The organism is Ignavibacteria bacterium (genome assembly GCA_036262055.1).
Taxonomy (GTDB): Bacteria; Bacteroidota; Ignavibacteria; order Tepidaquicellales; family Tepidaquicellaceae; genus DATAJP01.
On sequence record DATAJP010000002.1, the window covers coordinates 758,742 to 781,773 of the forward strand.

18 protein-coding genes are annotated in these 23,032 nt (G+C 35.8%); 8 read left to right on the forward strand and 10 right to left on the reverse strand.

From position 1 onward, the window contains the following. Positions 1 to 35: 35 nt before the first annotated feature. On the reverse strand, positions 36 to 374 hold the full coding sequence (locus tag VHP32_05275) for a GIY-YIG nuclease family protein (protein ID HEX2787299.1): 339 nt from the start codon (positions 372 to 374) through the stop codon (positions 36 to 38). 64 nt (positions 375 to 438) lie between these two features. After that, positions 439 to 1,947, reverse strand: coding sequence for an acetyl-CoA carboxylase biotin carboxylase subunit (gene accC / locus VHP32_05280; GenBank protein ID HEX2787300.1), 1,509 nt, complete (start codon positions 1,945 to 1,947; stop codon positions 439 to 441). A 184-nt stretch (positions 1,948 to 2,131) separates the two neighbouring features. On the opposite strand from accC, the gene VHP32_05285 reads away from it, so the two are divergent. After that, positions 2,132 to 4,612 carry a YCF48-related protein gene (locus tag VHP32_05285; protein HEX2787301.1) on the forward strand — a complete coding sequence of 827 codons (2,481 nt, stop codon included), beginning with the start codon at positions 2,132 to 2,134 and terminating at the stop codon, positions 4,610 to 4,612. Between the two features lie 7 nt (positions 4,613 to 4,619). On the opposite strand, the gene VHP32_05290 is transcribed toward VHP32_05285, so the two are convergent. The 6 genes from VHP32_05290 to VHP32_05315 form a co-directional block, all read right to left on the reverse strand. Next, positions 4,620 to 5,345, reverse strand: coding sequence for an FkbM family methyltransferase (locus VHP32_05290; GenBank protein ID HEX2787302.1), 726 nt, complete (start codon positions 5,343 to 5,345; stop codon positions 4,620 to 4,622). Positions 5,346 to 5,366: 21 nt separating this feature from the next. Further along, positions 5,367 to 6,119, reverse strand: coding sequence for a glycosyltransferase family 2 protein (locus VHP32_05295; protein ID HEX2787303.1), 753 nt, complete (start codon positions 6,117 to 6,119; stop codon positions 5,367 to 5,369). Then, the gene (locus tag VHP32_05300) at positions 6,119 to 7,219 is read right to left on the reverse strand and encodes a glycosyltransferase family 1 protein (protein HEX2787304.1); all 1,101 of its coding nucleotides are present in this window, start codon (positions 7,217 to 7,219) and stop codon (positions 6,119 to 6,121) included. The genes VHP32_05295 and VHP32_05300 overlap by 1 nt, the downstream gene beginning before the upstream one ends. Continuing rightward, complete coding sequence (locus VHP32_05305; GenBank protein ID HEX2787305.1) at positions 7,216 to 8,703, reverse strand: polysaccharide biosynthesis C-terminal domain-containing protein; 1,488 nt, start codon at positions 8,701 to 8,703, stop codon at positions 7,216 to 7,218. The genes VHP32_05300 and VHP32_05305 overlap by 4 nt, the downstream gene beginning before the upstream one ends. A gap of 9 nt (positions 8,704 to 8,712) precedes the next feature. Beyond that, a complete protein-coding gene (locus tag VHP32_05310; GenBank protein HEX2787306.1) occupies positions 8,713 to 9,501 on the reverse strand; it encodes a class I SAM-dependent methyltransferase in 789 nt (262 codons plus the stop codon). A gap of 75 nt (positions 9,502 to 9,576) precedes the next feature. Continuing rightward, complete coding sequence (locus VHP32_05315; protein HEX2787307.1) at positions 9,577 to 11,088, reverse strand: YCF48-related protein; 1,512 nt, start codon at positions 11,086 to 11,088, stop codon at positions 9,577 to 9,579. A gap of 210 nt (positions 11,089 to 11,298) precedes the next feature. Between VHP32_05315 and VHP32_05320 the strand changes: the two genes are divergently transcribed. The 7 genes from VHP32_05320 to VHP32_05350 all read left to right on the forward strand — a co-directional run bounded on the left by VHP32_05320 (position 11,299) and on the right by VHP32_05350 (position 21,068). After that, a complete protein-coding gene (locus VHP32_05320; GenBank protein HEX2787308.1) occupies positions 11,299 to 13,905 on the forward strand; it encodes a YfhO family protein in 2,607 nt (868 codons plus the stop codon). Positions 13,906 to 13,913: 8 nt separating this feature from the next. Further along, the gene (locus tag VHP32_05325; protein ID HEX2787309.1) at positions 13,914 to 14,906 is read left to right on the forward strand and encodes a GDP-mannose 4,6-dehydratase; all 993 of its coding nucleotides are present in this window, start codon (positions 13,914 to 13,916) and stop codon (positions 14,904 to 14,906) included. A gap of 68 nt (positions 14,907 to 14,974) precedes the next feature. Beyond that, complete coding sequence (locus VHP32_05330) at positions 14,975 to 15,586, forward strand: sigma-70 family RNA polymerase sigma factor (GenBank protein ID HEX2787310.1); 612 nt, start codon at positions 14,975 to 14,977, stop codon at positions 15,584 to 15,586. A 42-nt stretch (positions 15,587 to 15,628) separates the two neighbouring features. Next, a complete protein-coding gene (locus VHP32_05335; GenBank protein HEX2787311.1) occupies positions 15,629 to 16,000 on the forward strand; it encodes a GxxExxY protein in 372 nt (123 codons plus the stop codon). A gap of 47 nt (positions 16,001 to 16,047) precedes the next feature. Then, the gene (mutS, locus tag VHP32_05340) at positions 16,048 to 18,663 is read left to right on the forward strand and encodes a DNA mismatch repair protein MutS (GenBank protein ID HEX2787312.1); all 2,616 of its coding nucleotides are present in this window, start codon (positions 16,048 to 16,050) and stop codon (positions 18,661 to 18,663) included. A 69-nt stretch (positions 18,664 to 18,732) separates the two neighbouring features. After that, on the forward strand, positions 18,733 to 19,605 hold the full coding sequence (locus VHP32_05345) for an RsiV family protein (protein HEX2787313.1): 873 nt from the start codon (positions 18,733 to 18,735) through the stop codon (positions 19,603 to 19,605). A gap of 131 nt (positions 19,606 to 19,736) precedes the next feature. Further along, the gene (locus tag VHP32_05350) at positions 19,737 to 21,068 is read left to right on the forward strand and encodes a C45 family peptidase (GenBank protein HEX2787314.1); all 1,332 of its coding nucleotides are present in this window, start codon (positions 19,737 to 19,739) and stop codon (positions 21,066 to 21,068) included. Positions 21,069 to 21,134: 66 nt separating this feature from the next. On the opposite strand, the gene VHP32_05355 is transcribed toward VHP32_05350, so the two are convergent. Together VHP32_05355 and VHP32_05360 are read right to left on the reverse strand one after the other, a co-directional pair. Then, positions 21,135 to 21,683 (reverse strand): hypothetical protein, encoded by a 549-nt coding sequence (locus VHP32_05355; protein ID HEX2787315.1) that lies wholly within the window; start codon positions 21,681 to 21,683, stop codon positions 21,135 to 21,137. 120 nt (positions 21,684 to 21,803) lie between these two features. Further along, entirely contained in the window at positions 21,804 to 23,030 is a 1,227-nt protein-coding gene (locus VHP32_05360; protein ID HEX2787316.1) for a trypsin-like peptidase domain-containing protein, read from the reverse strand. Positions 23,031 to 23,032 lie beyond the last annotated feature (2 nt).

The following is a 23,032-nucleotide window of genomic DNA, read 5'->3' on the forward strand; positions in this document are numbered from 1 at the left end:
AATCATTTATTTTAAATTAAAATAAAGAAAAGAAGTCATTCCCGCGAAAGCGGGAATCCCAGCCTCTTTTGTAATAGCTCATCATTTCCACCAATTTCATAAAATAAATCTTTCCATTCTGAATTAATCTTATTACCGTGTTCATTTTTCCAGACTCTATTCCATTTCTTCAATGTCTTTTCTCGTTCAATAACAAAATCGCTTCTTTCAAACTGTTCGTAGTAAATCAGTTTATCCGTATTGTATTTATACGAAAACCCTTTTATAGCTTTTTGTTTATGTTCAATAACCCTTCGTAATAAATTATTAGTAACTCCAATATATAAAACTTCATTCGATTTATTTGTTAAGATATAAACAAAGAAGTCTTTCATTATTTTTGGTACTGGGATTCCCGCTTTCGCGGGAATGACTTCAAAAAAATAGTTTTTGATAAAGTTATCTATAATACTTCAGATTCTGTTCTTTCCATTTTGATGTTTGTTTCAGAACAGAATTATTATTCGCAACATCATTTTTACTTTCTCTTTGCATTAACACCGCAACAAAAGCTGCTGCTTCCGCGTCTTCGTTATCAAATTTATCTTTTGTACTATTCTTATATCTTTCTAAAAAAGTTTTTTCTATGAACTGTGTGTCATAACCCCCGTTTATGAACTCAGGACATTCAAGCAGGCTGTATAAAAACGAAATATTGGTTTTAATCCCGTCCAGCAAATAGCTTTCAAGACCGCGTTTCATTTTTTCAATTGCTTGTTCTCGAGTATCTGCATACGATACAAGCTTTGCAATCATTGAGTCATAATAAACCGATACTTCATCACCCTGCTCAATTCCTGTGTCTTCACGCAGACCATTGCCAAGCAATCTGCTCAGGTAAGTTATTTTTCCTGTCGAAGGAATAAAATTATTGTCAGGGTCTTCGGCGCTTATCCTGCATTCAATTGAATGTCCTTTGAACTTTATGTCTTCTTGTTTGAATGAAAGCTTTTCGCCGTAAGCTACTTTTAACTGCTCTTTCACCAAGTCAATGCCGGTTCGCATTTCAGTAATCGGATGCTCAACCTGCAGACGGGTATTCATTTCGAGGAAATAAAAATTTTTGTTTTTATCTACGATGAACTCAATTGTTCCTGCGTTTGAATAATTCGCTTCTTTCGCAAGCTGCACTGCGCAATCACCCATTTTTTTTCGCAGCTCATCATCGATGATTGTCGAGGGAGTTTCTTCAATTACTTTTTGCAAGCGTCTTTGCATCGAGCATTCGCGCTCGCCGAGATGAATAACGTTACCGTGTTCATCTGCAAGAATCTGAAATTCTACATGTCTTGGTGCAAGAATATATTTTTCGATAAACACACTGTCATCACCGAAAGACGAACGTGCTTCGTTCTGCGCCATGCGGAACATACTTTCAAGTTCGTCTTCACTCTGAACAATTCTCATTCCTTTTCCGCCGCCGCCTGCAGATGCTTTTATCAGAACAGGGTAACCTATTTTTTTAGCAATATCATTTGCTTCATTAAAATCTTTCAGTGGGGTTACAGTTCCCGGAACGATCGGTACTTTTGCATCAACCGCAATTTTCTTTGCGTTAGTTTTGCTTCCGAGAAAATCAATTGCTTTTGAGGAAGGACCTATGAATTTTATTCCCGATTTCTCACACATCTCTGCAAAATAACTTCGTTCGGATAAAAACCCATACCCGGGATGAATTGCTTCCGCCCCGGATTTTTTTGCAACGTCAATTATTTTGTCAGCAAGCAAATAACTTTTTGAGGCAGGTGATTCGCCTATATGAAATGCTTCATCAGCAAGACGGACATTAAGTGAATTTTTATCGAAATCAGAATAAACCGCAACAGATTTTATACCCATTTCGCGTGCTGTATTTATCACGCGGACTGCAATTTCACCACGGTTTGCTATTAAGATTTTTTTAAACAAATAGCTGAATTTTCAGTAAAATAGGTATTTTTTAAGGAAATTTCCTCGTATAAAAGAAGTTAATTTGGTCATTTTTATGCACTGAATTTTCAGTTCACAAACAGCCAAATTTGTCTTTTGCAGAAACAATTAATTATGTTATTTTATTATAAGGATAACTAATGATCCGACTAAATTAAGATAAATGAGGAACATAAAAATTTTTTTTCTCGTTATAATCATCTCAATTTTTATTTCAGGTAAATTGTTTTCGCAGATTTACAGATGGTATTCCGTTAATTTGGGAACAACTCAGAAGTTAAATTCAATCTCTTCTCTTTACATTACAGGAAATAATGGGACATTATTTTATAGTCCTACAGGAACTATACCCTGGGCATCAATTACTTCAGGCACACCAAATAATCTCTTGTGTGATTTTTCATTAACAGGAACTAAATTTATTGGTGGAAGCAACGGAGTAATTTTAAAATCCACAACATCACAGACTACATTTCAAGTTGTTCAGACAGTGACATCAAACGATATACGTTCCATAAACTTAACAGTTGCCGGGACAACAGCAAGATATGTTGCTGTTGGCAGCAATGGTACACTTTTGTATTCCACAAATACAGGAACAAATTGGAGTCTGGTCCCGCAAGTTATTTCCGATAATTTAAATTATGTTTTGTTTGGAAATATGCAGCAAAGAAAATTTGGTTGGATTGCTGCAGACAATGGGAAAATCTTGAGGACTACCAATTCGGGAGATAACTGGACTGTTGTTAATACAGGATTCGCAGGAAACTTAAAGTCAATGTATTATGTTGATTCACTAAAAATTTTTGCGGTTGGTTCAGGCGGTTTAATTATTAAAACTACAAATGGTGGATTAAATTGGGCAAGTTTAAGTATACCAACTTCAGCTGATTTGAACGCAATTCATTTTCACTCTTTTCCCGGAAACGGTTCAATGAAAAACGGCTATATAGCTGGAAATAATGGGACAATTTTAAGAACTATTGATAGCGGAAAAACATGGACACCAAACATTTCCAACACAATTCAAAATCTAAACAGTATAATTGCATTGGATAATGAGTTAGCATTGGCGGTCGGTGATAATGGAACGCTGATGCAAAGAAAAAGCGACCCTTTATATCATCCATTACAGACTTTTACACCAAATAATATTAATACATTCATAAAAAGTTGGGGAATTTTTAATCAAAATACAGATGTGCAAAATCAGGCTGGACTTCAATGGCCTGCAGGAAGTAATAATTATATGATATTTACAAGCGGTTTGACAATTGCCGCAATGGTGAACAGTGAATTGCTTATGGCAGCGGGTTCATACAGAGGAGAATACTTACCTGGTTATGTTAATAGCAGCGGACAATTTGAAACAAATGATAACATGAAAATTTACCGCGTATCAAAATCCGATGTTCCTTTAGAAAGTTATGACTGGATGAACTGGGGATTGATGGTGCCTTTCGGCGCGCCATATGTTGATGTGAATGGAAATTTTCAGTATGACCCCCTTGTTGATACACCCGGAGTCAAGAATGCAAGTCAGACAGTGTTCTGTGTAATGACTGACGCAAACCCTTCTTCACACACATTAGGTGAAGGTTTCGGAGGAGGAACAGAACCGCTTAATGCAGAATTAAGATTAACTGCGTGGGGTTATAATTTTGACCCTCTAAAGGATGCGATGTTTTATAAATGGGATATTATAAATAAGAGCTCTTCTGACTGGAATGGAACTCATTTTACTATTTACAGTGAAGGTGAAGTTGGTGACCCGAATGATAATTATTCGGGTTGTGATACATTAAGAGATATGTCATATATGTACAACGGTGATAATGAGGATGCTGAATATGGGGTTGCTCCTCCTGCCGTCGGGACAATGTTTTTACGAACACCGGGAAATTTTGGTATGACATCCTCAGCCAGATTTTCTTATGGTGCATCAGCTACCCCATGTGAATATGACCCCAACGGTGAGCCCCAAGGCGCTTATAATTTTATGAGGGGATTTAAAAAAGATTTAACTCCTTGGGTAATCCCAAACACAAATCCTCCGCAAATAACAAAATTTAATTATTCGGGGGACCCGCAGGAAAATCTCGGATGGACGGAGTTTAAAGGCAGTGTTGAAAACTGCGGCGGGAATTTGACGGGTTTTACAACCCCTATAAATAATAAAGGTCCCCGGAAACAAATTCATTCTTCAGGAAATGATAATCAAACTATACACCCTAATCAAAAAGTTACTCTTGTAATTGCACAGCTTATTGCAAAGGGTGATACATATTTGAACTCGGTTACGAAATTAAAACAGTATGCCGATCAGATAAAAAGCTTTTATGAAACAGTTAATATAAAAAATATTTCAGGTGTTGTTCCATCATCGTTTGAGTTATTCCAGAATTATCCTAATCCATTTAATCCTAATACGACAATCAGCTTCAATCTTCCTCGAGCTGAATTTCTAAAACTGCGTGTTTTTGACATTACAGGCAAGGAAATAGCTATTCTTATAAATCAGCAAATGGATTTAGGTGCATATAAAATTACTTGGAACGGCGCAAGGTTCTCAAGCGGGGTATATTTTTATAAATTGGAAACACCTAATTTTACTGACACCAAAAAAATGGTGCTCGTAAAATGAAAATTAATTAATCTCTGAAAAATATTCCGTCAACCTGAAGCATCTTGCCGGAGTTTTTATCGGTAAATGACGGTTCGACTTGCTGCAAGCTGAAACCGAGTGATGTAATTTTTTTCACCATTTCATCAAAAAGTTTTTGTCCTTCGTAAAGCTTAACAAGAGATAACTCAACCTGCATTCCTTTGCATAGCTTAATTGTTTCTTTAGCTCCTTCGATGACATTATCTTCATAACCCTGCGTATCGATTTTTATCAACAAGTTTTTTGCACTGCCGGTATACTGTTTCGCAATTGTATCGAGTTTATGAATCTTAACTTTTTCCTGTTTTGTCGTTCTCGATGAAGGTTCGGCTTTTGTGTGTTCATCCATAACTTTCATAATTGAACTGCTAACGGAATTTTCAGAAATGTTAATATCTATCTCGCCATCAAACTCTCCGATAGCGCATTGCTCTGCCGCAATCCAGTTAGGATTTCGTTCACTTTTATTTTTCATTGCTCTATAAGCATCAGAAAGCGGCTCGAAACTTACAATCTTACCTTTATAACCTAGCGAAAAGAGCATCTCGGCATACTGTCCCGTGTTTGCGCCAATGTCAAAAATTAAATCAATGTTATGATGCTTGATGAGAAGCATAAATCTTTCCTCATCGGTCATCTTCAGGTCAAGCCCGAATTTTCCTCCGAGTTTTCTCAGCATCATCTCATATTTTATTTTTAAAACTTTCAGCATCGATTGGAATAAATGTATTAATTAATATAATTTCCGTTTGTTGGTTATGTAATATTTTGCAAATTTAAATGACATATCTATGTGACTCAGCAAAACCTTTGATATTGAAAAATGTTTTGTTAATATTTTAAAGCGTTCCTTATTCGATGGGATAATATTTTCTTTTGAATACCCGCCGATTAAAAACTTAGATAAAATCAAATTTGTATTCTGAATTACTTTACATTTCTTTAACGAGCGAATCATCCAGTCAAGGTCAGCGCAGTATTTATAATCAAGGTTATATTTCGCGGCATATTTTTTCTTCAGAATAATCGACTGATGCGAAACAATCATGCCGTTCTTAAAATCTTCCCATGATAAGTTTTTAGGCGGCTTCTTTAAAGTCCGTGTCCCGAGATTTTTTCCATTTTCATCTATATATTGCACATCTCCATAATATGCATCCGCATTTTGTCCGGTTTTAAAAACTTTATCTAAAGTATTTTTAGAATAAACTTCATCACCTGCATTTATAAACCAGATGTAATCACCTGTTGCAAGCTCAATTCCTTTGTTCATTGCATCATAAAGTCCTTTATCCCGCTCGCTCACCCACTTTGAAACAAACTTTTCATTTTTTTTGATAATATCAATTGTATTATCTTCGGATTTTCCATCAATAATTATATATTCGATGTTGTCATAAGCCTGAGACTTAATGCTGTTTAAAGTGTTCTGCAATAACTCACCTGCGTTATATGTAACCGTTATTATGCTGACTTTCGGATTCATTACTTGTTCAAAATTTGTTTATAATATTCATAAGTCTCGTCAGCCGTTTTTTGCCAGCTGAAATTTTTTCTCCATTCCTTTGCTTTGTTTTGCAGATCATTTCTTACATCTTCTTTTGTTAAACTAATTTCAAGCTTTTCTTTTAAGTCATCGGGACTATCAGGATTGAAGTACAAACACGCCGGACCTCCGATTTCGGGAATCGAACTTATATTACTTGCAACAATCGGGCAATCCATATTCATTGCCTCAAGAAGCGGTACTCCGAACCCCTCATATTTAGACGGATAAACAAAAACCGAAGCATATTTGTAATAATCGGCAAGTTTTTCATCTGCTCCCGTATCAAATATTACTTTATCTTTAATTCCGAGCTTGTCCATGTATTCGAGTTCTTCGGCAGAAAATTTTCCACCGCCGAATGCAGCTATTTTAAAATTTGTTTTCAAATGAGTTGAACCTGCAAATACATCAAGAAGCATTCTGAAATTTTTATATACCCACCTGCCCCCCACATACAAAATATAAGGTTCTTTTACTATGCGTTCAGACGTTACGTTTGTGTTCATTGAATTTGCGAGATGAATAATTTTTATTTTCTCTTCAGGCACGTTATAAATCTTCATTAAATCTATTTTTGTAGCATGCGAAATTGAGATAATTCCATCGGCTTTCCGGACTGCTTCCTTTTTCCATTCCGCTGATTTGTCAAATTTACTAAAAGCAGCAGGCATAAGTTCATGCATCATATCTAATATTGTTACGATTCTCTTTCCTTTGAAGGAAGGGACAAGATATTTATAATAAGTTGTATGGTAAATATCAGGGTTAGATTTTTTTAAAAAACTCTTGAACAAAAAATTATCAAGATGAAACATAAACATCTTGGATTTTTTTATCTCGTTGTATTTCTTACCGTTGAAATTCGCAAAATGATTTTTAAAATTTTCCAGACCATATTCATTTATGAAATATCCCATGAAAAGCGAAACATCGACACCTTTCTTTTGCGCCATTCGGCTTATCATTTCGACAAAATACCGCGAAGCCCCTCCGAATTTTGAAATTATGAATATTTGATGGTCATAAGTTACTTTCATCTTGCGAAACCGAACCTTCTTAAAACTTTTATGAATTTTTCATTTACATCTTCAGAAATTTTTAACAAAAGTATAGTACCGAAATAAAATCCTCCGACCAAACAGCTCCTGTATAAAATATCTATCCATACATTACCGATTACAGGCAAATAAATACCGATTAATAGTGCTGCGCCGGCAATCAGCAAAACAATTAAATGTTTCAATCCGAATGGCTGCATCTTGAATCTTATTTTTATGTAAAGCCATTTCATCACATTGAAAATTAAATATGATAATGTTGTTGCAAGCGCTGCGCCGACCCCGCCATATATAGGTATAAAAACAAAATTTAAAATCACGTTTATTGCCAGAAAAATTATGTTGAAAACGGTATCTACACGGTATTTATCGGAAGTAGCAAGTATGTCGGAGTTTATTCCTCCTGTAGCATCAATTACAAATGATAAACCTATGACTATAAAAATTCCAAATGTTCCTGCAAACTCCGGTTTTTTAAGCAGAAGCAATAAATTATTTTCGTTTACAATAATTCCGATATAAAGAATAACCGAAATTATTAAAAGCATCAGAGAAGTTTTTTTATACATGGTGTCAATTTTCGGCAGGTCGTTATTCTTCCAGCTATCCGAAATTAACGGCACTGCAATTCGTCCAAGCGCACGGTATGGAAAGACAATCACAGTTCCCACAAAAATATAAATCTGATAAATACCGACTATATCAAGACCAACCATCGAACCAAGCATTATTCTGTCAAGATTAAGTGCAATATAATATGATGAAATGGAAAGAAGTGTGAAGAACCCGTAATTTATAATTCTTCTAAGTTTTGTTCTCTCGATTTTGTTTATAAAAGAAAAGAATCTGTATTCTTTTGAAATAATTATTTGCAGATATAAAACAACAAATATGACGGCATGAATCAAAACAAAGTAAACTACGAACTGGTCGAATGTAAGCCAGCCGAATGCAACTGCAATTATTCCCGCAGTTGTCAACAATCGGAAAACAACATCACGTAAAAAAGCTGAGAGAACAGTCTGATGAATTGCCCTCGCAAAGCTTTCGAAGACATTGAACAGCAATGTAAATAAAGAAAGAGGAATTATCCAATAATAATACTCAAGAAAAATCGGTGAATTTTCGATAAACGCTTCATCAATCAGCGGTTTAAAAACAAGATAAAGCGCGGTAATCAAAACAAATCCAACTGACATAAGCGCAATCATCCATACCGCAAATCCTTCATGTGTTTTATCTTCATTTCTAAAATGAGGGAAGAATTTTATAATCGTATTTACAAGACCGAATGCAGAAAGCTGGGAATATACAAATGAAACACTCATCAGAAGAGAAATTAATCCGAACTCAGCAAGAGAAAAATAAGTAGGATATAAAATTATTATATTTATATATCCTATGATTAATCCTGCATAAGATATGACTGTATTTTTAACTGTTTGCTTTAGAACTATTCCCAATTTATAAAATTAATTCCCGGATTTAATTCTATTTAAAACCAAATCGAAATCTTTATTCACTAATGTTTTAACCGAAGAAAAAGGTCTCAGTGAAATATAAATATAATACAAACTGATGTACTTAAAAAACAATGAATTGATTTTTTTGGAACTTAAGAGGTGAAGATTTTTTCCGTTGGTATAAAAATTAAGGTTATATTTTTTTGCAAGATACTCAAAAGTTTCTTTTGAATAAATCGAAACATGCTGCCCGTGTTCAAGACCGAAATACCACCATTCGTTCAGATTGGGGTTTGTCTTTGGGTATACCTCCGTGCTGATGAAAATGTTTCGGGAAAACTTTAATATTTTTTCAAAATCCTCAAGAGGATTTACAAGGTGCTCGCAAAGCTCAAACGCAGTTACAAGTTCAAATTTTTTTTCTTTTACATCCTTCAACTCAAAATCTTTAGAAAAAATATTTTCGCAGTAAGCATCATCCCAGTAAAAATCATATCCTATATCCCGCATTAAGCGGACAAACAAACCATACCCGCCGCCATAATCCAGAAACTTTCCCGTTTTGCTGTAAAAATAGAAAATAATTTTTTTTACAACTTTTGAAAGGAGTACATTTCTGTATACGTAACCGACATCAGTTCTGTTAATGGTGCTGTGATATGCTTCTTCAAGCCAATACGGCTCCTCGGTTTGAATAAAACCGCAATCCGGACATTTGTAATATTTTATTGAATATTTACTTAATATTTCTGCTTGTCCGAAATAAGAGGATTTTTTAGAACATATTTTACAAATCATTATGACGTTTTATTAAAAAAAAACCGCTTTGAATTGTTCCAAAGCGGTTATGGATAATAAATATATTTAATTTTCTTACTTAATATAAGTCATTTTTTTGATTTCGGTATATGAAGGAGTGATTATTTTGTAAAAATAAATTCCGCTTTCCAGTTTGCTGAAATCAACTGTAATTTCGTAAGAACCCGGATTATAAGCTGTGTTGTTTACGAGCGAACGCACTTCCTTTCCAAGAACATTATAAAGCTTCATTGTAACACGGGTGGCTTGTGCGATGTCAAATTTAATTTTTGTTGCAGGATTAAACGGATTCGGGTAATTTTGGTAAAGATTAAATTTATCCGGAACATTAGTTGCATTGCCCTCATTTCCGACAACTCCAACCATAACTACATTTGAATACGGGGAATTTTGATTCAGAAGGAAAGCATTCACGCGATAAAAATATGTTGCATTGCCCACTGTTGAATCAACATAAACTACACTATTAGGAGGAAGCGTAGCTATTATCTGAAAATCAGCCATGCTTAATCCGCGTTCAACTCTATAACCCTGTTCATTAGTTGCATTATCAAACCAGGAAAGAAAAACTTTTCTTGGGGCAGATTGGAATCCTACCAAGTTTGTAGGCGCTGCAGGTGCTGAAAGTCCGCCGTCGGTAGTTTTTAAAATTGTACCTGTTGTTCCAACAATCCAACCGGTGTTTGTGTTAATAAACGAAGAAGAATTATAAGTAGCTGTTCCCTGAGTCATATTAATCCAGGTACGGCCGGTATCAATTGTTTTATAGAAATTTCCACCATCACCAAACATATATCCGGTTCCCACAGATGGGAAAGCTATAGTCCTGATTCCGCGTGTATTGCCTAAGTCCGTTATTTGCCAATTCGCGCCGCCGTTAGTTGTTGTTGCAATATTGCCTCCCGGGACAATTGGGTTTTGAATACCTGCAATCATTTTTAATGTAGTATTTAACCTTACGCAGGTAAAATTCGCATTGCTGCCTGCTGAAAAACTCAACCAATCAAAACCACCATTTGTAGTTGTGTATATAAAACCATTTGAAGAAGTAATGGCACCAATCGTTGAATTTATAAAATATGCTGATGTAAGATTAAAAGTAGTACCTGTAGTTAAGTTAATCCAGTTAGCGCCTGAGTTTGTTGTTTTTAAAATCTTACCGCTATTTCCGACAATGTAACCTATGTCGGTGCTAACCATAAAGATATATTTAAGGGATATAGTTCCTCCTGTAGGAATTGTCGTGAAGTTTGTTCCACCGTTTGTAGTTTTTCTTAACAAACCATTTGCACCGACAATGTAACCGGTATTAGCATTAAGAAAATAAACGGAGTTAAGACTGTCTGTTGTTCCCGTTGTGATTCCGGTCCAGGTAGTTCCACCGTTTGTGGTTTTACGCAATGAACCGCCTGTTCCGCAAGCGTAACCGGTATTTGCATCAAGCATAAATATTGATTGCAAGCTTGAAGCAGTTCCACTTGGTTGATTTGTCCATCCGGCAAATGCGTTTGCTGAAAACACAAAAAATGCAATAAAAAATACTGAAAATTTTGTAATTATATTCATTCTAACCTCCCAATTAGTTTGTCAAGGTAAAACTTTAATAAATCAAATTCAATAGCATTTTCTTTTGTATTAAACTGTTATATTTACCTATATTAAATATTGATTTAATAATATCTTAACTTTATTTCTAAATACAATTATTCTCAAATTATTCCTTATATTCGTTATATATTTATATTATTTTGGTTTTTCTCTAAAAAATTCAAATGAATGGCTAAGACTAAAAAATCAACTTCGAAAACGCAATCTTTAACATCAACTCGAGGAAAAGACTCACCGCTTGCAGGATATAAAGAAAAACAAAGCGATTTAATCAAATATCAGAATTATATTTATATTGCTCTCATCATTTTGTTAGTTATAATTTTTTTTAGAGAAGGAATTTTCGGGGGAAAAATTTTTGCTTCGGCAGATAATCTTTCACCGATGAGTTTTAAGACATATCTTGATGAAGCACAAAGAGACGGAATATTCCCGCTCTGGGTGCCTTATGTATTCGGGGGCATGCCTGCCCTTGCGGCGATGCTGACAGGTCTTCCTTCCGCACATAATTTTTTCTCATACATTTTTGATAATATTCTCAAAGGTATTGCAGGTGACAGCGCATTTTTTCTGACACTTCCTTATTATATTTTCTTTGGGATTTCTCTTTATGCATATACAAGGTACAAATTTAAAAATAATACAATAGCATTCTTCTGCGGAATGACAGGAGTGATTGCAACTCCAATCATTCAGTTGATTATAACAGGACACCATACTAAAATGATGACGTTTGCTTTCGTTCCGCTTATACTTTTAATCATTGATTGGCTCATTGATACTGGATTCAAAAATAAATTTAAAGTTTTATTCAACTTCGCACTTCTTGCAATTATTGTTTACATACAACTGCATTTTCATCACATACAGATGTTGTTTTATTCTTATCTTATGATAGGAATTTATTTCTTTTACATTGTAATCTATAAGCTTTTATCTAAAGAACAGGTTAAGCCGATAATTGTGGCTCTCTCTGTATTTATTGCATCAACAATCTTTGCGCTTGCAATGGACGCTGATATTATTATGTCCATCAAGGAATATAACAAATATTCAATCCGCGGAGCCGCAGGAATTACTGCACAGACCGAGAATGCAGGTGTTTCGCAACCGCTTGATTATAATTATGCAACGAACTGGTCGTTCAGTCCGGGTGAAGTGCTTACGTTTTTTATTCCATATTATTACGGTTTTGGCGGAGTTGAAATTGAAGGACAGCGTCAGAATATATATTGGGGGCAGATGCCGTTCACTGACTCGCCTGTTTATTTTGGTGTCATTGTCTTGCTGCTGGCAATAGTTGGAATCATATTTAACTTCCGGAAAAATGCTTCTGTTCAGGCGTTCACGTTCATAATATTCATTTTTTTGTTTTTATCTTTCGGCAGGAACTGGCCCATACTATATGACATGTTTTATAATTACGTTCCATTCTTCAGCAGTTTCAGGGCACCCGTGATGATTCATTATTATATGGATTTAATTTTTGTTATCCTTGCGGGCTTTGGCATAAAATCAATTGTGCAAGCAGCAAAAGATAATGTGCTGAAAGCAAAAATGAAAAAATGGTCTTTTGTGTTCTGGGGGATTGCGGGGCTAATGTTCATTATTTCGATCATTGGATTCGAGTCTTCATATAAAAATTCCGTTCTAAACGGACCGAAGGCAATTGAAGCAAAACAGCAGGGAGCATCCCCTCAGCAGATAAATCAATACTTCACACAGGTTGCTTCGCTTGCGTATGATAATGTTGTATCCGACATGCGGCTTCATGCATTTCTTATTGCTATTGCAGTTGCCTTAATGTATTTCTACACGCAGGGCAAAATGAAAATGTCGTATTTTTATACGGGCATTATTATCATTGCGGTATTTGACTTATGGAATATCAGCGCAAAGACACTTCACTGGGATGCTAATACCGAAAAAGACCAGTTGTTTGCGAGAAGCGATTACGTTGATATTGTTCTTAAAAAAGATCCTGACACCTATCAGTATCGAATAGCTGATATGAACCGCGGACAGCTTGCAACAAGCAACTTCCTTGCATATTATAAGTTTCATCAATTTAACGGATATCACGGAGCAAAAATCAGGATATATCAGGATGCAATAGACGTCATCGGAGGAATGAATCAAAACCTGCTCGGACTCGCAAATGTAAAATATATTTTCTCCGATCAGCCGATTTCCGAAACTCCGGAAACCTCGAATTTTATTCTTGTCTTTGAAGGAAAAAAGCTTGTTTATGAAAATACAAAATACATGCCGAGAGCATTTTTTGTGGATGAATATAAAGTCGAAAACGGATTGCAGATTTTGAATAACATTAAAGATGTTTCTTTTGATGCTCGAAAGATTGCTTATCTTGAACAAAACATAAATCAAAAAATAGACAAGCCTGATTCGACTGCGTATGCAAACCTTGTGGCAGCAAATATTCATAATCTTGAGTATGACGTGAATGCAACAGGCAACAATCTTCTTGTGTTCAGTGAGATTTATTATCCTGCCGGTTGGAAAGCGTACATAGACGGACAGGAAACTCCGATTTATAAAACTGATTATTTATTCCGTTCGATTGTCGTTCCTCCGGGAAAACATAAAGTCGAAATGAGATTTTATCCTGAAACATATTACGCAGGAAAAAGCATAAGCTTGATTGCAAATATAATTATTCTTCTTGCATTGATTACAGGTGCTTATATGGCGTTCGTCAGGAAAGATAAAACGACTGAAAAAGAAATTGCAATCGAAAATCCGTCAACTGTATAGTTATTAAAATGAAAACAGCTTTAATAACAGGCATAACCGGACAGGATGGCGCGTATTTATCACAGCTCTTGCTTTCAAAAGGATATAAAGTTGTCGGCATAACAAGAGATACGTCTGAGTTTCGTTTGCGAAATTTAATGTATCTTGGAATCAGCGATAAAATTGAGCTTCACAAAGCTAACCTTCAGGATTTATCAAATATAATTCGCATTCTTGACAAAGTTAAACCTGATGAGATTTATCATCTTGCTGCTCAGAGTTCTGTTGGCTTGTCGTTTGAGCAGCCGATAGGAACGCTTGAGTTTAACATTATCAGCACCGCAAATCTCCTCGAGGCAGTTCGCATAGTAAATTCCAAAATAAGAGTTTATAATTCCTCAAGCAGTGAAATGTTCGGAAAGGTATCAAAAGAAAACCTGCCCGTAACCGAAAATTCCGTTCTGCATCCTGTTAGCCCTTACAGCATTTCAAAGGCATCTGCACATTGGATTGCAATAAATTACCGTGAAGCATATGGATTATATTCTGTATGCGGTATTTTGTTCAATCACGAATCCTGTCTGCGCGGTGAAAATTTTGTAACGAAAAAAATTCTTAACACTGCCGTTAAAATTAAAAACGGACAGGCAAATGAACTGAAGCTTGGTAATCTTAATGTATATCGTGATTGGGGATATGCTCCTGAGTTTGTTAAGGCAATGTGGCTGATGCTTCAACAGGATAATCCTGACGACTATATAATCTGTTCAGGAGAATATAATTCTTTAAATGATTTTGTAAAAAAAGTTTTCAATGAGCTGGGACTTGATGAGAAAAAATATGTAAAGACAGATAAAAATTTATTGCGTCCTGTTGAGCTTGAGGTGATTTACGGCGATAACTCAAAAGCTAAGAAAAACCTGGATTGGAAATATAACATTTCTTTTGATGATCTTATAAAACTGCTCGTCAGAGACGAGCAGCAGTTCGTTAAATGGGAATCTGAAAATAAATTTTATTAAAAACTTTTGTATTTTTGCTATCCTTTCTAAATTGATACTCACTTATAATAGATGTAATTTGTGACTTCATGAAAGACGAAAAAGCCTCCGAAATCCAGTCAAAATCCAAGCTCGAAGACATATCCCTGATAGAAGAAGCGCTCGCCGGCAAGCAATCCGCATATGATAAGCTGATGAAAAAATATTATCAGCATATCTATAACCTTATATATAAAATGATTTTCAAAAAAGAGGATGTCGAAGACCTTACGCAGGAAGCTTTTATAAAAGCGTTTAATTCACTTCAGCATTTTGACAGACAGTTTGCTTTCTCTACATGGCTTTATAAAATTGCAACAAACAATTCGATTGATTATCTGCGCAAGAAAAAACTTAACACATTTTCAATCGATAAGGAAATTGAATCGGAAGAAAGTGATTACAAGTTTGACATTCCTGATACCGATTACGTGCCTGATACAAAAATAATCGAAGACCAGCGAAGAAAAGTTCTTGAAGATGCAATCGAAAGCCTGCCTGAAAAATACAGACAGGTCATTACCATGCGTCACAAGCAGGAAAAGGAATACGAAGAAATTGCAAAAGAATTGAACCTTCCGCTTGGAACAGTAAAAGCGCACATATTCCGCGGGCGCGAACTCCTCAATAAATACCTCAAAGACAAGATTAAAAATTACTAAATTCCATTATTCTTTTTTCTACACAGAGCTCACAGAGAAAAAATGGAGACTAACAAAATTACCGAATTAATTATTGGAAAAAGTATTGAAATACATAGTACACTAGGACCGGGTTTGTTGGAATCAGCATATCAAAAATGCTTAGAATATGAATTATTGAAAGCAGGATTAAAAGTTCAAAGAGAGATAATATTACCGGTTATATATAAAGAGTTGTTGATTGAATTTGGATACAAAATGGATTTATTAGTTGAAGATTCTGTTGTGATTGAATTAAAATCAGTTGAACAGATATTACCTGTGCATGAGGCACAAATATTAACTTATCTAAAACTATCCAGTAAGAAAGTCGGATTATTAATAAATTTTAACGAAACTTTATTAAAGAAAGGCATAAGAAGATTTTCAATTTAGATTGGAATTTCCTCTGTGACCTCTGTGTATAATTTTTTATCAATTCAATGACGAAGAGTGAAACTCCATTAATGGCGCAGTATCGTAAAATCAAATCCCGCTATCCGGATACGATTTTGCTTTTCCGCATGGGAGATTTTTTCGAAACATTCGAAAATGATGCAATACTTTCATCGAAGGTTTTGGGAATCACTTTAACCAAACGGTCTAATGGCGCTGCTTCTGAGGTTCCGCTTGCAGGATTTCCGCATCATGCGCTTGATAATTATCTGCCTAAGCTTGTTAAAGCAGGGCATCGCGTTGCAGTATGCGAGCAAATGGAAGACCCTAAGCATGCCAAAGGGATTGTTAAACGTGATGTTATAGAAGTTGTAACTCCCGGAGCAAATTTTTCAGAAAAACTTCTCGACCATAAGTCAAATAATTTTCTCGCCGGAATATATATTAAAGACAGTGTTTGTGGATTTTCTTTTTGCGATGTATCGACAGGAGAGTTCGGGACATGTGAAATCCCAATTACATCTTTGCAAGAGCAATTAAGCATTATTAATCCTGTCGAAGTTTTAATTCCAAAAAAGGAAAAAGAAAAAATATTTACTCTGCTTGGAATAGAAGACTCAGGTCTGGAAGCATCACAGCCAAAAAACTTTACTATTTCCAAAATTGATGATTGGGTCTGTAATTTTGATTATGCGACTGAGCTTCTCACAATGCATTTCAAAACACAATCATTGAAAGGTTTCGGATTAGATAACATGCGCGAGGGGATTATTGCCGCAGGGTTGATAATGAATTATTTAAACGAAAATCAAAAGACAAATCTTGCTCACATTAAGAAAATTTTGATTTATGATTACAGTGATTATATAATTCTTGATGCATCTACAAAAAGAAATCTTGAAATTACCTCATCGATTGCAGAAGGCGGCAGGGAAGGAACACTTATTTCGATTCTTGATAAAACCCGCACTGCAATGGGCGGACGATTACTGAAGAAATGGGTTTCACGACCTCTCAAAAAACTGGAACAGATTCAGAAACGTCTTGAAGCAGTTAATGATTTATTCAAAAACAAAACCGACAGAAAAAAAATAATCGAGGATTTGAATTCAATTGCAGACACAGAACGTCTGCTTTCGAAAATCTCAACAGGCAAGGCAGTCCCGAGAGATGTTCAGCAGTTAAAAATTTCTTCCATTAAAATTTCCGAAATAAAACGAAAGTTAGACAAGTTTAATTCATCTGCAATCAAATCAATCGCAGGTAATTTAAAAGATTTACCTGAGCTTGTTGCCGAAATCGGGAAAGTGCTAAATGAAAATTATATATCAGGCGCGGATAGTTACGGAATAATAAACAAAGGATACGATGCTGAGCTTGATGAAATAAAAGATATTTTGATTAACGGTAAAACATGGATGGAAAACTTTCAGAGCCGCGAGAAAAAACGCACGGGAATTGCTTCACTGCGTGTGGATTTCAATAAAGTGTTCGGATATTTCATTATCATTTCAAAAGCAAACTTAGATAAAATCCCTTCCGATTATATTCGTAAGCAGACTCTTGTTAATGCAGAGCGGTTCATCACTCCTGAGCTTAAAGAATATGAAGATAAAATTTTAAATGCGGAAGAAAAAATTTCCGGAATTGAAAATAGGATTTTCAATGAACTGAGAAATTTTATTCTGCAATTTACTGATGACATTCAAATGAATGCCGCATTCATTGCAGCACTTGATGTGCTTACGAGCTTTGCGGAAGTATCGGAGCAGTATGATTATATTCTGCCTGAAATCAACGATTCAGAAAAAATTATTATCAAAGACGGAAGGCATCCTGTCATCGAACAGCTTCTTGCTGCCGGAGATAAATATATTTCAAATGATACTATGCTTGATACTGCCGATAACCAGATTCTGATTATCACAGGACCAAACATGAGCGGTAAATCAAGCTATTTGCGTCAAGTTGGTTTGATAACACTGCTTGCGCAGATTGGTTGTTTTGTTCCTGCGCGTTCCGCATCAATCGGAATTGTAGATAAAATTTTTACTCGTGTCGGCGCATCGGATAACATTGCAAAAGGCGAGAGCACGTTTCTTGTTGAAATGCACGAAGCTGCAAATATCCTTAACAACTGCACAGGGAAAAGCTTAATTCTTCTTGATGAAATCGGACGAGGCACCTCGACCTATGACGGCATTTCGATTGCATGGGCGATGACTGAATATCTGCACGAAAACCCGAACGTAACTGCAAAGACATTATTTGCAACGCATTATCATGAACTCAATGCTCTTGCAGATATGTATGAGCGAATTAAAAATTATAGAATTGAAGTCCGTGAAATTAATGATAAAATAATATTTCTCAGGAAGATAAATCCCGGAACAGCAGATCACAGCTATGGAATTCAGGTTGCACAGATGGCAGGACTGCCAAAATCGGTTACTGACCGTGCAAAAGAAATTTTAAGAACGCTTGAAGATAAGGAATACCGCAGACAGCATAAAGATGACCTCCAAATCTCTCTCTTTGAAGTTGAAAAAGCGCTTGAACCAGAAATAGAGAAGCTTTTAAAAGAAGTTGACCTCAACAACATCACTCCTCTTGAGTCAATCAACCTGCTTAGTAAAATAAAAACGTTGATAAATAAAAACTAAATAATTAATTTAGTTTTAACCTAATCATCAAATCAACATCCAATTTTAATAACTTTAAAAACTTCCTCTATGAAACTTTACACAAAATTTTTTATCGTTGTTGCATTAACGGTGGTTTTAATTTCCTGCGGTTCAAAAACCACAATAAAAACTTCAGGCAGTAAAGATTCCGGAACAACAAATACGTCAAATACATCAAGCGGAAAAATAGACACTACTCATTCCGATGAATTTGCAATCAGTGAGGTTTATTACAGGTCAACCCCGAACAACTGTACTAAAAATGATTCGAACTGCACATATACAGAAATTATTTTTTCAAAATTATTACAAGGTCCGGCTAAAGATAAAATTAATCAGATGATGCTCGACAGTACTCTATTTTTTAGTTATACCAGCGATACCGTTGCAGGTAAACTTACAGTGAACGCTGTCCTTGATACATTTATGGCCGGATATAACAGTTATAAAACAGATATGACAAGCCGGGGATACGGCGCAGATGTTATTCCATGGTCGCAGGAAGTAAATACAAGCATTCCGTTTTATAACCCGGCAGTAATTGTTTATACAATTGGTGTATTCTCATTTTTAGGAGGTGCGCATCCGAATACTAACCTTTTTTATTACAACTTCGACTGGAATACAGGCAATCGTCTTCAGCTATCAGACGTTCTGAAACCCGGATTTGAGAAAAAGCTTAACGAGCTTATTGTTGCAGAGTTCAGAAAAGTAAGAGGCCTGAAATCAAATGAGCCTTTAAACAGTGTGTTGTTTAACGATACATTGACATATACAAATAATTTCGGGATTTCCAGAGGCAAGTTAATATTTTATTATAATGCTTATGATATTGCAGCTTATGCATACGGTCCGACAGATTTAGAAATTCCTATCAGCGCAATTCAGGATTATATTATAAATCCTGCTATGTTCCAATAAAGAAAATTTAAATTAGGGAAATAAAAATGAAAACGTTAATTCCAAAAATTATTTTTTCATTTTGCGTGATATTCGTCTTATGTAATAATTCTTATTCGCAGAGTTTATTAACTGTTCAAGAGCAAGCATGGATGAGTAAAGCAAGCAGAACGGACATTAACGGTTGGATGCATATAAAAATAAAAGGCGAGCCGTTTGAAAGAGGATTTCAATACGGATATCTCACAGCACAGGATTATGCAGCTGCAATAAGAACTTATAAAGCAATGACTTTGCAGACTATGGGAATGGATTATTCGTTCTTTGTTGAAAGCGCTGCAAGAATACATAAGCCGAAAATTCCAAAAGAATATCTTGACGAAATGAGCGGTATTGCTTCCGGTTTTACAAAAGGCGGAGTGCCGACAACACTCGATGATGTAATCGGGTATAATGCATATATGGAAATGACGGGCTATTGGTGGCCGACTGTGATGTCGATTTATGCCAGCTCGGGTCCGACAGGACGTTTTGCAAAAGCGCATTGCAGCGGATTCATAGCGACAGGTTCGGCAACAAAGGACGGAAAGATTGTAATCGGTCATACATCTTTTACTGAATTCTGGAACGGTCAGTATTTTAATGCAATAGTTGAAATTACTCCGACAAACGGAAATAAGATTGTTATGCAAACTGCGCCGGGATGGATTGCAAGTATGACAGATTTCTGGGTAACAGGCGGAGGCATCGTTGTTCTTGAAACTACAATTGTTGGCTTCCAGGGGTATGATACTACAAAAACTCCTGAATATGTCCGCGCAAGAAATGCCTGCCAGTATGCAAACAGTATCGATGAATGGATATCTCTCATGGACGCAAAAAATAACGGAGGTTATGCAAACATGTGGCTCATAGGTGACATAAAAACAGGAGAGATTGCAGATTATGAGCAAGGACTTATTTATACAAGCTTAAAAAAGAAAACCGACGGATATTTCTTTGGTGACAATGCGCCTGATGACCCTGAAATCAGAAATCTTGAATGTACCGATGTCGGATATAATGATATCCGTCAGCAGACAGGTGCACGCCGGGTGAGATGGCCTCAGGTATTAGACAGCTTCTATGGACAAATAGATGAAAAAGTCGGACAAACTATGCTTGCAGATACATATGATGTATATCTGCAAAAAGAGAATCCATGTTCGAGAACGATTTGTTCGCATTATGACGTTGACCCTATGTATTATGTTAGTGACCCGAACGCCGTATGGAATATCCCGTATTATCCCGCAGGTTCGGTCGAAGGCAAAGTAACAACCACAGACCTTGCAAAGAATATGGAAATGTGGGGAAGGTTCGGAAGAGCAGACGGTGTTGCATTTAACGCGGAACAATTTTTGAAAGACCATCCGCAATGGAACTGGCAGGCAGGTTATTTAATCAGCCGTCCGAGCCAGCCATGGACTTTATTTAAATATTAAAAATAATTTTGTTAATGTTAATAAAAAATCCGGTAACATTAAGTTGAACCGGATTTTTTATTTGTATTAATTAAAAGTAACCGAAGTATCCTTCAAAGTAATCTCATTAAACTTTATCAGGTCGTGAGAAAAATTTTCGATGAATATCTGCCATCCTCCTCCATTGCCGTATTGAGGATTTGCAAGAGTTTTTGAGATTGCGGCATTTATGGTTTTATTAAGACGGTATCCGCCGACATATTTTCTGTATCCAAATACAGGATTCTGTTTCACCTGAAGCAGCATCCAGTATGCTACTTTCTCACCTTTGCTTGAGTCAATCGTTGCAACTATTGAATAAAACTGAGATTGCCCGGGTAATCCTCCCCAGACAGCTTCACCTGAATCAATTCTTACTGAAAACCAATTATCAACACCGGGATAACTCCCATGTCCCTGTCCGCTTTTAGCGTGATTTACTACAGCAGTATCGTCTATGAGATGGGCATTAAAATCCGAAACGCGGTTAAACTCAATTAGCTCCCAATAATAAGTATTTTCAGGACCAACACCGTTATTATTGCATGAATAAACAAATACGACAACAAGCAAGAAAGGTAGAAGAAGTTTTTTCATCAGGGTTACATTAATTTAGTTTCAAAACTAAATAAATTAATTTTTTAATGAAACGGAATTGAAAGAAATTAAAAGTATGTCATTTTGAGGAGCAGATTGAAGAAATCATATGTTCCCGGCTTATTTCACACCTGCCTGCCATAATATATCTGCCTGGTCGATTAAAGGCTGTAAATCATCTCTCAATCCCGGATTTATGCTGATTGCAGTTTTGAAATCCACGATAGCCAGTTCCCATTGGTGGTCTTTATAATATGCTATGCCTCGGTTTAAATATGCCGCAGTATAATGTTTATCCTTTTTGATAACAAACGTAAAATCTTCCGCAGCTTCAGAGTTATCTTCGTTTGACATTCTCGCAATGCCTCTTGCATAATAAGCATATATGTTGTCAGGAAACATTTTGATAATGGAACTGTAATCTTTTATAGCTTTTTCAAAATCTTCAGTCTTGAAGTATATGTCCGCGCGGTTTGTATATGCAGGTGCATACTTTGCGTTAATCTTTATCGATTTATTGAAATCTGCCAATGCCTCTTTATACATTTTCCTGCCTGTGTATGCAAGACCCCGGTAATTGTAGCCTTTGTGGTCATCGGGAAATTCTTTTAAATATTTCTCAAGAAACTCTATTGCTTCTTTATTTTTTCCCTGTTCAAGATTTTCCTGCGCTTGCAGAAAAAAGTTTAATGCCTCAAGCTTCTTTTTGTCCGTATAGGTTGTCTGGTGTATGTCGAATACTTCATTTATTGGGATTGCAAAATTAAGATTTTGTCCTTCCTTCATACCCATCGAACTGATTCCTATCAGTTCGCCTTTTGAATTTATAACAGCACCGCCGCTGCTTCCCGGTGATAGGCTTGCCGATATCTGAATGAACTTCATTTTTATGTCAGTCACGGAATCTCTTATTCCGCTTACAAGCCCCTCAGAGATTGTATTTTCCAGTCCCATTGGATTTCCTATTGCATAAATCTTTTGTCCCGGTTTAACATCATCACTGTTGCCTACCTGTATTGCCTGATAGTCGGTATGAGGAAGTTTTAATAATAATACATCACGGTCAATGTCCACACCAATAATCTCCGGGTCTTTTAAAGTATCTTTATGAGTGATAATTTCTATTTTCTCATTTCCTGAAAGAATATGAAAATTAGTTACTATCAGGTTTTTGTCTTTGACAATTACGGCGCTGCCCGAACCTGATTTTGTTCCGTCGAAGCCGTATGCGTTGATTACTACGACGGCATCTTTATAAAGGTCAAAGATTTGTTCTGAAGTTAAATCCTGAGCAAAACTTTTTCCTGTAACAAGTAAAAAAATTAGAGAAAGTATGATTTTCTTCATAA